The sequence below is a fragment of the Acidovorax sp. DW039 genome, assembly GCF_037101375.1.
Lineage (GTDB): Bacteria > Pseudomonadota > Gammaproteobacteria > Burkholderiales > Burkholderiaceae_C > Acidovorax.
The window spans coordinates 1,530,067-1,540,793 of the sequence record NZ_AP029019.1; the positions used below are offsets into that span (position 1 = coordinate 1,530,067).

At 62.2% G+C, this 10,727-nt stretch carries 10 protein-coding genes; 9 read left to right on the forward strand and 1 reads right to left on the reverse strand.

What is annotated here, in order from left to right; translation table 11 throughout:
- The first annotated feature begins 8 nt into the window (after window positions 1-8).
- From AACH87_RS06940 to AACH87_RS06975, 8 genes are all read left to right on the forward strand, one after another.
- The gene (locus tag AACH87_RS06940) at window positions 9-845 is read left to right on the forward strand and encodes a TatD family hydrolase (protein WP_338798040.1); all 837 of its coding nucleotides are present in this window, start codon (window positions 9-11) and stop codon (window positions 843-845) included.
- A gap of 187 nt (window positions 846-1,032) precedes the next feature.
- Window positions 1,033-1,575 carry a DNA-deoxyinosine glycosylase gene (locus AACH87_RS06945; protein ID WP_338798872.1) on the forward strand — a complete coding sequence of 181 codons (543 nt, stop codon included), beginning with the start codon at window positions 1,033-1,035 and terminating at the stop codon, window positions 1,573-1,575.
- 2 nt (window positions 1,576-1,577) lie between these two features.
- Window positions 1,578-2,342 (forward strand): spermidine synthase, encoded by a 765-nt coding sequence (locus tag AACH87_RS06950; RefSeq protein ID WP_338798041.1) that lies wholly within the window; start codon window positions 1,578-1,580, stop codon window positions 2,340-2,342.
- 104 nt (window positions 2,343-2,446) lie between these two features.
- Window positions 2,447-4,285, forward strand: coding sequence for an ATPase, T2SS/T4P/T4SS family (locus AACH87_RS06955; protein WP_338798042.1), 1,839 nt, complete (start codon window positions 2,447-2,449; stop codon window positions 4,283-4,285).
- A 196-nt stretch (window positions 4,286-4,481) separates the two neighbouring features.
- Window positions 4,482-4,970 (forward strand): tripartite tricarboxylate transporter TctB family protein, encoded by a 489-nt coding sequence (locus tag AACH87_RS06960; RefSeq protein ID WP_338798043.1) that lies wholly within the window; start codon window positions 4,482-4,484, stop codon window positions 4,968-4,970.
- A 15-nt stretch (window positions 4,971-4,985) separates the two neighbouring features.
- Entirely contained in the window at window positions 4,986-6,497 is a 1,512-nt protein-coding gene (locus AACH87_RS06965; protein ID WP_338798045.1) for a tripartite tricarboxylate transporter permease, read from the forward strand.
- 152 nt (window positions 6,498-6,649) lie between these two features.
- On the forward strand, window positions 6,650-7,945 hold the full coding sequence (locus tag AACH87_RS06970; RefSeq protein ID WP_338798046.1) for a DUF3422 domain-containing protein: 1,296 nt from the start codon (window positions 6,650-6,652) through the stop codon (window positions 7,943-7,945).
- A 220-nt stretch (window positions 7,946-8,165) separates the two neighbouring features.
- Window positions 8,166-9,041, forward strand: a complete 876-nt coding sequence (locus AACH87_RS06975; protein WP_338798047.1) for a DMT family transporter — start codon at window positions 8,166-8,168, stop codon at window positions 9,039-9,041.
- Window positions 9,042-9,101: 60 nt separating this feature from the next.
- Here AACH87_RS06975 and AACH87_RS06980 read toward each other — a convergent pair whose 3' ends face one another.
- Window positions 9,102-9,773 (reverse strand): SH3 domain-containing protein, encoded by a 672-nt coding sequence (locus AACH87_RS06980; protein ID WP_338798048.1) that lies wholly within the window; start codon window positions 9,771-9,773, stop codon window positions 9,102-9,104.
- Between the two features lie 113 nt (window positions 9,774-9,886).
- On the opposite strand from AACH87_RS06980, the gene AACH87_RS06985 reads away from it, so the two are divergent.
- On the forward strand, window positions 9,887-10,714 hold the full coding sequence (locus AACH87_RS06985; RefSeq protein ID WP_338798049.1) for an SDR family oxidoreductase: 828 nt from the start codon (window positions 9,887-9,889) through the stop codon (window positions 10,712-10,714).
- Window positions 10,715-10,727: the final 13 nt, after the last annotated feature.

Below are 10,727 nucleotides of genomic sequence, written 5' to 3' on the forward strand. Positions count from 1 at the left end.
ATCCCGCCATGAGTTTCTGGATTGATACCCACGTTCACCTCGACGCGCCCGAGCTGGCGCAGGATGTGGACACCGTGCGCGAACAAGCCCGGCACGCCGGGGTGGCGCACTGCGTGCTGCCCGCAGTGGAACGCAGCAACTGGGACGCGGTGCGTCTGCTGGCCCACCGGCATGGCGACAGCTATGCCCTGGGCATCCACCCCCTGTACACCGGCCGTGCCAGCGATGAAGACCTGGAGCTTTTGGCTCTGGCGCTGCAGCAGCACCGCAGTGACCCGCGTCTGGTGGCTGTGGGGGAAATCGGTCTGGATTACTTTGTGCCTGGGCTCGACAACGAGCGCCAGCAGCGCCTGTACCGCGCCCAGTTGTTGCTGGCACGGCGTCTGGATTTGCCAGTGATTTTGCATGTGCGCCGGTCGGCCGATCCATTGCTCAAAGCCCTGCGCGAGGTGCGGGTGCCGGGCGGCATTGCGCATGCCTTCAATGGCAGTGCCCAGCAGGCCCAGGCGTTCATCGCCTTGGGTTTCAAGCTCGGCTTTGGCGGGGCGGTGACGTATGACCGGGCCCTGCAATTGCGCCGTCTGGCCGCAGAGTTGCCGCTGGAAAGCGTGGTGATGGAAACAGACTCCCCCGACATCCCGCCCCACTGGCTCTACACCACGGCGGCCCAGCGGGCGCAAGGCGTGCCCCAGGGGCGCAACACCCCCACCGAGCTGCCCCGCATTGCCGCTGCGGTGGCCGAATTGCGTGGCATGTCTGCGCAGGCTTTGGCCGAGGCCACCACCGCCAACGCCTGCGCCGCTTTGCCGGGTGTGCGTCAGTTATTGGATGAAAAACGGCTGTAGCGCCCTATTGACAAGCGCAGGCAGCTATATTTTGTATAGCAAAAATCCTGGCATGTGCGATGGATACCTGCCCTATACATTCCCGATACGTGGGCGCTTCACAATCACGCTCATGAGCAAAACCGAGGCAGCCCCATCACCAGCCACTGGCCGCAAAGCGCCTGGCCCTCCGGCAAGCGCGCCGCAGATGGAGTCATCGGGGCTTCGCCTGCAAGGCCTGCCGCCAGTGGTGTCGGGCCACACCGTGGTGCTGGTGCTGGGCAGCTTTCCGGGGGCGGCTTCTCTGCAGGCTCAGCAGTACTACGGCCATCCGCAAAACCAGTTCTGGCGCATCTTGCAAAGCCTGTGGCCGCAGCACCCCATCCCGCCTGCCGGGCCTGAGCATTACGCGCAGCGTTGCGCGTGGCTGCTGGACCGAGGTTTGGGCGTGTGGGATGTGTATGCCAGTTGCGAACGCCAGGGCAGCCTGGACGCCAGCATCCGCCACCCCGTGGTCAACGATTTTGCGCAGTTGCTGCGGCAGTGCCCGGCACTGCGCGCCATCGCCCACAATGGGGGGGAGAGTTTCAAGCACAGTGCGGCGGTGCGCCAGCAGTGGGCAGGGGCCTATGCCGGTGCTCAGGTGCAGTCGGTGCGGCTGCCCTCCACCAGCCCCGCCAACGCCGCCTGGAGCTTTGAACGTAAACGGACCGAATGGGCCCGGCTGATGGCCGAGCACGGATTGCTTTGAATATGACCCGCAAAAAAAACACCCTCCCCGAGCTGCCGGAAGTCAGCGTCTCTGACGACGGAGAAGTCCGTCACCTGCACCTGGGCACGCCCTGGATTCAGGGCTCCATGCGGGTGGATGACCCCTTTGTGCTGGAGCTGGAATACGTGCAGCGCATGATGGCTTGGCTGCTGTTTGTCGAACCCACCTCTGTGACCAAGCGCCATGCCATGCAGCTGGGCCTGGGGGCGGGGGCCATCACCAAGTTCTGCCACAAGAAGCTGCGCCTGTGCGCCACGGCAATTGAGCTGAACCCCCAGGTGCTGGCCGTGTGCCGCCAGTGGTTCAAGCTGCCGCCCGATGGCCCCAAGCTGAGGGTCATTTTGGGTGACGCAGCGCAGGAAATCCGCGATCCCATGTGGCTGGGCACGGTGGATGCGCTGGCGGTGGACCTGTACGACCACGAGGCCGCAGCCCCGGTGCTCGACAGCCCCGACTTTTATGCCGACTGCCGTGCATTGTTGTCAGAAGACGGGTGCATGACAGTGAACCTGTTTGGCCGATCCTCCAGCTACGAGCGTAGCCTGCAGAGCATGGCCAGCGCCTTTGGTGAAGATACCCTGTGGGCCTTCAAGCCCACGCGCGAAGGCAACACGGTGGTGCTGGCACAGCGCACGCCTTCACGCCCCAAGCGCGCCGAGCTGATGGCCCGTGCCGAGGTGGTGCAGGAGCGTTGGGGGCTGCCCGCTACCAAGTGGCTGCGTGTGTTCAAGCCGGTGGTAGCTTGAGGTTGTGCTCGTGCCTTGTTGCAGGAACGGTGACAGGGGCTGCGGTGTGTAAGCCGTAGCCTCTGCGCTGTTCATGGTTTGTGTGATTGATCCAGGTTTCTTCCATGTCTACTGTGCCCTTGCCTGCGTCTACTGCCTCTACTGCGTCTGCAGCCCCGGCGGTCGCCCCGCGTTCTGCGTCGGCCTCCACATTCAAAGGCCCGCTCGTCTGGCGCAAGCTGGTGGATTGGCTGAGTGCCGACGGAGTCATTTCCGCCGAAGAGGCCCAGCGCACCATTGCGCGTTGTTCGCAGGCTGAGAGTGCGCAGAACCCGCTGGTGCGGCTCGCCAATGTGGCCATGTCGCGGGCCAGTGATGGCAGGCCGCTGGACATCGAGGCCTTGACGGAATACCTGGCACAACGCTCGGGACTGCCTTACCTGCGCATTGATCCGCTCAAGGTGGATGTGGGCCGTGTGGCCGACACCATGAGTGCGACGTATGCCGAGCGGCACAAGGTGCTGCCTGTGCAGGTCACGCCCGCTGAAGTGGTGGTGGCCACTGCAGAACCCTTCATCACCGACTGGGTGGCCGAGGTGGAGCGCCAGTCGCGTCGCACGGTGCGCCGCGTGGTGGCCAACCCGCAGGACATCCACCGCTTCACGGCTGAATTTTTTGCGCTGGCCAAATCGGTGAAGGCGGCACAAAAGGCGGGCGGTGCCAATGCGGGCAGCAGCTTTGAGCAACTGGTGGAGCTGGGCAAGACCAACAAGCAGCTCGATGCCAACGACCAGGGCGTGGTGCGCGTGGTGGACTGGCTGTGGCAGTACGCCTTTGACCAACGCGCCAGCGATATCCACCTGGAACCACGACGTGAGCAGGGGGTGATTCGCTTCCGCATCGACGGGGTGCTGCACCCCGTCTACCAGATGCCCATGGGCGTGCACAACGCCATGGTCTCGCGCATCAAGCTCCTGGGGCGCATTGACGTGGTGGAAAAGCGCCGCCCGCAGGATGGCCGCATCAAGACCCGCAATCCGCGTGGTGAAGAAGTGGAAATGCGCCTTTCCACGCTGCCCACGGCGTTTGGCGAAAAGATGGTGATGCGGATTTTTGACCCGGACAACGCGGTGAAGGACCTGGACGCGCTGGGCTTCTCGCTGCACGACGCGCAGCGCTGGGAGGCGCTGGTCAAGCGGCCGCACGGCATCATTCTGGTGACCGGGCCCACGGGCTCGGGCAAGACCACCACGCTGTACTCCACCTTGAAGCGTGTGGCGACGGAAGAGGTCAACGTCAGCACGGTGGAAGACCCCATCGAAATGATCGAGCCCAGCTTCAACCAGACGCAGGTGCAGCCCCAGCTCGACTTCAACTTTGCCGAAGGCCTGCGTGCCTTGATGCGGCAGGACCCGGACATCATCATGGTGGGTGAAATCCGCGATCTGGAAACTGCAGAGATGGCGATCCAGGCAGCGCTGACGGGCCACCTGGTGTTCTCTACCCTGCACACCAACGATGCTCCCAGCGCCATCACCCGCATGATGGAGCTGGGTGTGCCGTCCTACCTGATCAACGCCACACTGCTGGGCGTACTGGCCCAGCGGCTGGTGCGCACCTTCTGCAAACAGTGCCGCCAGCCCGACCCCGCTGCCCAGCGCGAAACCTTGGCCGAGGTCGTCAAACCCTGGAAGCTCAATGGCTCTTATCAACCCTACAAGGCTGTGGGCTGCGTGGATTGCCGCATGACGGGTTTTCAGGGGCGTATGGGCCTGTATGAGTTGCTGACGGTGAGTGAGCAGCTCAAGGAAAAGATCAACCAGGCCCCATCGATTGAAGCGCTACGCAGGCAGGCTGTGCAGGACGGTATGCGGCCCCTGCGTCTGGCTGGTGCCTTGCGCGTGGCCGAGGGCGTGACTTCGCTGGAAGAGGTGATTGCTGCCACGCCGCCGCTGGAAGCCTGAGCCTGTTGACGACCTGACCATGGTGCCTGTAGCCCGCTAAAAACCGATAGCAACGGGTGCTCGGAGATCGGGGTTTTCCCGATGTTTGGGTGCTTCGTCCCTAGGGCGTTACCGAATGTAGGTGGAATCCACATCGAGTGTGGGAAACCTTGCCACCACAATCGCCCGATCCGAATTTCCTTAAGGGGACGAACTCGTGAAAATCAAGAGTCAGAAAGACTTTTTCTCCGGCGTGATGTTCATGGCCGTTGGAGGAGCCTTTGCGTGGGGAGCCACCACGTACAACATCGGCTCGGGAGCCCGCATGGGCCCCGGCTACTTCCCGTTGATCCTCGGCATTCTGCTGGCCATCATTGGCCTGGTCATCACCTTCAAGGCGATGACAGTGGAAACCGCTGACGGCGACAAGATTGGCAAGTGGGCCTGGAAGCCTCTGTTCTTCATCCTGGCAGCCAACTTCGCGTTCGGCATCTTGCTGGGTGGCTTGCCCAGCATCGGCGTGCCAGCCATGGGTCTGATTGTGGCCATCTATGCATTGACGTTCATTGCCAGCCTGGCAGGGAACGAATTCAGTGCCAAGGGTGTTTTTGGACTAGCCACCATTCTGGCTATCGGCAGCTATGTGGCTTTCGTATGGGCGCTGAAGTTGCAGTTCCCGGTGTGGCCCAGTTTCATCTCCGGTTAAAGCAGGTACACCACCATGGAATTGATTAACAACCTTTCGCTGGGTTTTGGCGTTGCCTTCACGTTTCAGAACCTGATCTACTGTTTCATCGGCTGCTTGCTGGGCACGCTGATCGGTGTGCTGCCAGGCATTGGCCCTGTGGCCACCATTGCGATGCTGCTGCCCGCCACGTATGCGCTGCCACCCGTGGCGGCGCTGATCATGCTGGCCGGTATCTACTACGGCGCGCAGTACGGTGGTTCCACCACCGCCATTCTGGTGAACCTGCCTGGCGAGTCCTCGTCTGTGGTGACGGTGATCGACGGCTACCAGATGGCCCGCAAGGGCCGTGCAGGCCCCGCGCTGGCGGCTGCCGGTCTGGGCTCGTTCTTTGCAGGTTGCGCCGGTACGCTGATCCTGGCGGCGTTTGCCCCTCCACTGACTGAGGTGGCCTTCAAGTTCGGCCCTGCAGAGTACTTCTCTCTGATGGTGCTGGGCCTGATCGGTGCTGTGGTGCTGGCTTCGGGCTCCCTGCTCAAGGCGGTGGCCATGATCGTGCTGGGCCTGCTGATGGGTCTGGTGGGTACCGACGTGAACTCCGGTGTGGCCCGTTTCAGCTTCGACATCCCTGAGCTGACAGACGGCATTGGCTTCGTGACCATTGCCATGGGTGTGTTCGGTTACGGCGAAATCATTGCCAACCTGTCTCAGCCTGACGATGAGCGTGAAGTGTTCACTGCCAAGGTGGAAGGCCTGTTCCCCACCAAGGAAGACTTCAAGAACATGGTGCCCGCCGTGCTGCGTGGTACAGCCCTGGGCTCTGCACTGGGTATCCTGCCTGGCGGTGGTGCGTTGCTGGCTGCGTTTGCGGCTTACACACTGGAGAAGAAGACCAAGCTGCGTCCCGGTGAAGTGCCTTTCGGTCAAGGCAACATCCGCGGTGTGGCGTCGCCTGAATCGGCCAACAATGCCGGCTCGCAAACTTCGTTCATCCCGCTGCTGACACTGGGTATCCCTCCCAACGCCGTGATGGCGCTGATGGTGGGTGCCATGACCATCCACAACATCCAGCCTGGTCCTCAGGTGATGACCAGCAACCCCGAGCTGTTCTGGGGTCTGATCGCTTCCATGTGGATTGGTAACGCCATGCTGGTGATCCTGAACCTGCCCCTGATCGGCATCTGGATCAAGCTGCTCACAGTGCCTTACCGCTGGCTGTTCCCCTCCATCGTGCTGTTCTGCGCGGTGGGCGTGTACTCCACCAACAACAACACGTTTGACGTGTGGATGGTGGGCGCATTCGGCCTGATCGGTTATGTCTTCCACAAGCTGGGTACCGAGCCTGCACCTTTGCTGCTGGGTTTCATTCTGGGCCCCATGATGGAGGAGAACCTGCGCCGTGCTCTGCTGCTGTCGCGCGGTGACTGGAGCGTGTTTGTCACGCGTCCCCTGTCTGCCGGCCTGCTGGCTGCTGCGGCCCTGCTGCTCATCATCGTGCTGCTGCCTGCGGTGAAGAACAAGCGCGAGGAAGCCTTCGTCGAAGAGTGAGTCTGACAAGGGCAGGTCCATCTGCCCACAGACAGCGCGCTTGGCGCATGAATGCAACGGCACCTTCGGGTGCCGTTGTTTTTTGTCCTTTACCCAGCATGGATACCGCGGCCTGTGAGTACACAATGGCGCCTTCAGCCGCAGGGATTTGCATGCCAGCTATGACCAGCCCCAAGCAGCACCCGCACCGGGTTCTGTTGCACAACGAAATCCATGCCCGACCACCGGAGGCCATGTCGGCCCCACTGGCGATCGCCCACATCGTCATGCTGGCCGATGCGGGCGAGCGGGAGGCCAGCCGTGCCCATGTGGCGGCCTTGTTGAGGGATCACCATCTGGCGCTGCCAGATGCTGGTACTACCCATTTGCGCATGGATCTGGGAGCCTTTCGCATCCGGTGGGAGCTGCATACCGAATTTGTGACCTGGACCTTCATGGTCGCCACCGCCACAGACGCATTTGGCGAGCGTGAGCCCGCCAGTGCCATCGATGTGGTGCCGCAGGACTGGCTCGCGCACTTGCCAGGCCAGTGCCTTTGCAGCCTGAACTTGTGGGTGCTGCCCACCCATACCTTCGGTTCAGGCAACCTTGTCAAGCATGTGCTGCATGAGGACACGCTGGTGGCTTCGACTGTGGCCGATGGGCATGGAGAGGTGTATACCGACTTTGCGATTCACGCCGATGGCTTTTCGCGCATGGTGCTGCTGGCCGGTGGCATGACACCGCGCCGTCTGGGCCGCCTGGTGCAGCGTCTGCTGGAGATCGAAACCTACCGCATGGCGGCCTTGCTGGGGTTGCCTGCAGCGCGGGAGGCCTCGTCGGTGCTGGCCTTTGCCGAACGCGAACTGGCAGCGCTGGCCGATGCCATCCGCACCGCCAACCGGGATGATGAGCCCGCCTTGCTGGACCGCCTGACCAAGCTGGCTGGACAGGTGGAGAGCCAGTATGCGGCCAGCCATTCACGGTTTTCAGCCAGCAGTGCGTATTTCGAGTTGCTGGACAAGCGGATCGAAGACATTGCCGAATCCCGCCTTGCAGGAATGCAGACCATCCGTGAATTCATGGATCGTCGCCTGACCCCTGCCCGCAGCACCTGCGAATGGGCCGCTCGTCGGCAGGACGCCTTGTCTCAACGTGTTTCGCGCATGAGCAACCTGCTGCGCACGCGGGTGGAAATTGAGCAGCAGCAAAGCAGCCAGGCTTTGCTGGCAGCGATGAACCAGCGGCAGGATCTGCAACTCAAGCTGCAGTCCACAGTCGAGGGGCTCTCTGTGGCAGCCATCACCTACTACATCGTGGGGCTGGTCACCTATCTGGCCAAGGGGGGCAAAGCCTTGGGTTGGCCGCTATCGGCAGAGTCGACCGCAGCCATAGCAATCCCTGTCGTGGCTGTGGGTGTGTGGTGGTCGCTTCGGCGCTTGCACCACAGCCTGTTTCAGAAGCACTGAACGTCTGAGGGTGTTGCCTTCACCTATCGGAAGGCAGCCAGTACCCACCTGAAAAGCAAGGTGGCTCTGTCACTTTGGCCCTATCACGTCATCGTGATCGGCGTTGCCCGCGCAACTGAGGTCCGATGGTCTGGAGTGCGAGGTCGTGACACACTCAAGTTCTTTGAATGGACGCTTGGGTGTGCTGAATTCTTCCCCTCAATCCTCCTCATCACGCGGAATGGCCGCAGGCCTCGCCCTCGCTTTGGCGGGCTCTATTGCCTTCAGTGGCAAGGCCATCATCGTGAAGCTTGCGTACAGATATGGCGTGGACGCGGTCACGCTCATCATGTATCGCATGCTGTTTGCCCTGCCCATTTTCGCGGCCATGGCCTGGTGGGCCAGCCGTGGCAAAGCACCGCTGTCCACCAAGGACAAGTGGGGCGTCGTGGGGCTGGGGGTGACGGGTTACTACCTCGCAAGCTTTCTGGATTTCGCGGGGCTGGCATACATCACGGCCAGCCTCGAGAGACTGATTCTGTACCTCAACCCAACGCTGGTCATGGTTCTGGGCTGGGCAATGTATGGCAAGCGGATTCGCTGGATGCAAGCCGTGGGCATGCTCATCAGCTATTGCGGCGTGGTTCTGGTTTTTGGGTTGGAGGCCCGCATGCAGGGGGCTCATACAGCTTGGGGGGCGCTCCTGGTGTTCCTGAGTGCCGCCAGCTATGCGGTGTATCTGGTCTACAGCGGTGAAATGGTGCAGCGCATTGGCTCGTTGCGGCTGGTGGGCCTTGCCACCACCGTGGCCTGCATCTGCTGCCTGGTGCAGTTTGTCCTGTTGCGCCCTTTGAGCGCTGCGCAGGTCGCCCCGCAAGTGCTCTGGCTCTCGGTACTCAATGCCACGCTGTGCACCGCAGCGCCAGTGCTGATAGTGATGATGGCGATTGAGCGCATCGGGGCGGGCATGGCGGCCCAGGTGGGAATGGTGGGGCCACTGTCGACCATCCTGATGGGCATCTGGCTGCTGGGAGAGCCCTTCACCTTATGGATTGCCGCCGGCACAGCGTTGGTGGTCGCAGGCATTTTTGTGTTCACCCGCGCCGCCCGCGGGTGAACGTTCTGAAGGGGAGAGGCGTCTGCCCGCCTTGGCGAAGAGTGCGGACGCTACGCCTGCTTACTTGCTGGGTGCACCCCAGCCGTTCGCAGACCCTCCGTTGCCCCAGTTCTGGTTGCCAGAAGAGTAGGTGGACATACCGGGCGGCATGGCCTGCTGAGGCGTTGTCGTGGGCATGCGCTGGTAGGGCGATGCCTGACCGCCTGTGCTGGCTGAATAGCCTGGGCGAGCAGGTTGCTGGCGCTTGTTGGAGGGCGTTTGAGCCTCCTCGCCCCCATTGTTGTCTTCATCGTCCCCGTCTTGGGATGCGCCTGCAGGGGCGTGATTGGCTTTGCCGTTCCCCCAGCCCCGGGTACCGGCGGTCGCGGTGGGGGTGGTGGTGCTGCTTCCCCCGCGTCCCAGCGCGCCACCCAGTGTGCGCATGCTTCCGGTGCTGGCGTTGTTGTTGCCGCTGGGGGCGGCCGAGTTGGCAGCACCCATGTCGAAGTTGTGAACCCAGCCACTTGCGCCGTCGGGAGTTTGAACCTTGACCCAAGGGCCATTGCGTTCATTGGTACGGGTGAGCTGCGTGTTGGCAGGAATGGATCCCAGACTGGGCGCGTTGTCCGCCGGGGATTCACGCAGCTCGGTGGACCGCTTGGTCACCGCAGACTGCGCCTGTGCTGTGCCAAACGGGAGTGCAACAGTCAAAGCCAAGCCGGTTGCAAGGGCTAGGGGATTCAGCCAGTTCATGGAATACGCCTCAATCTATGATGCCCCCGCGAGAGGATTCAAAGGCGCGACGGAGGTCCGTGGCAATTTGAAAGTCCTCAGATGGCATCAACAAATGTAAACCGGAGATTGTTATGGATTTGGGTATTGCGGGCAAATGGGCGCTGGTGTGTGGCGCCAGCAAAGGTTTGGGTTTTGGATGCGCGCAGGCGCTGGTGCGCGAAGGCGTCCATGTGGTCATCAATGCCCGCAATGCAGAAGTCCTGGAACAGGCTGCTATTCAATTGAGAGCTGACGGCGCCCAGTGGGCAAGCGCTGGAAGTCAAAATCAGCGGGCCCCTCAAGTGATTGCCGTGGCGGCCGACATCACCACGGCGCAAGGGCGTGAAGCCGTGTTTGCCGCAGCTGGCGGGCCAGGGCGTGACTTCGACATCGTGGTCACCAATGCGGGCGGGCCACCGCCCGGCGATTTCCGTGACTGGGACCGTGATGCCTGGATCAAGGCGGTGGATGCGAACATGCTCACGCCCATCGAGCTGATCAAGGCCACGGTGGACGGCATGGCATCGCGTGGATTTGGTCGCATCGTCAACATCACTTCCAGCGCTGTGAAGGCGCCTATTGATGTGTTGGGTTTGTCCAACGGTGCACGCAGTGGCCTCACCGGATTTGTGGCGGGGGTGGCCCGCAGCAAACTGGCGGCGCAGGGCGTCACCATCAACAACCTTCTGCCTGGAAAGTTCGATACGGATCGCCTGGCGACCACGCTGGGCGTGGCAGCCACAAAGACCGGCAAATCCATTGAGGACGTGCGCACTGCGCAGCAGGCAGCCATTCCCGCAGGCCGCTTTGGTACGACACAGGAGTTTGGTGCCATCTGCGCATTTCTGTGCAGTGTCCATGCGGCCTACATGACGGGTCAGAACGTGCTGGCAGATGGGGGCGCTTTCCCCGGCGCATGATTTCCTTGCCACC

Coding starts and splice junctions, on each gene's coding strand:
- AACH87_RS06940 (WP_338798040.1), top strand. CDS start 9: ATGAGTTTCTGGATTGATACCCACGTTCACCTCGACGCGCCCGAGCTG.
- AACH87_RS06955 (WP_338798042.1), top strand. CDS start 2,447: ATGTCTACTGTGCCCTTGCCTGCGTCTACTGCCTCTACTGCGTCTGCA.
- AACH87_RS06980 (WP_338798048.1), bottom strand. CDS start 9,773: ATGAACTGGCTGAATCCCCTAGCCCTTGCAACCGGCTTGGCTTTGACT.
- AACH87_RS06975 (WP_338798047.1), top strand. CDS start 8,166: ATGGCCGCAGGCCTCGCCCTCGCTTTGGCGGGCTCTATTGCCTTCAGT.
- AACH87_RS06950 (WP_338798041.1), top strand. CDS start 1,578: ATGACCCGCAAAAAAAACACCCTCCCCGAGCTGCCGGAAGTCAGCGTC.
- AACH87_RS06985 (WP_338798049.1), top strand. CDS start 9,887: ATGGATTTGGGTATTGCGGGCAAATGGGCGCTGGTGTGTGGCGCCAGC.
- AACH87_RS06965 (WP_338798045.1), top strand. CDS start 4,986: ATGGAATTGATTAACAACCTTTCGCTGGGTTTTGGCGTTGCCTTCACG.
- AACH87_RS06945 (WP_338798872.1), top strand. CDS start 1,033: ATGGAGTCATCGGGGCTTCGCCTGCAAGGCCTGCCGCCAGTGGTGTCG.
- AACH87_RS06970 (WP_338798046.1), top strand. CDS start 6,650: ATGCCAGCTATGACCAGCCCCAAGCAGCACCCGCACCGGGTTCTGTTG.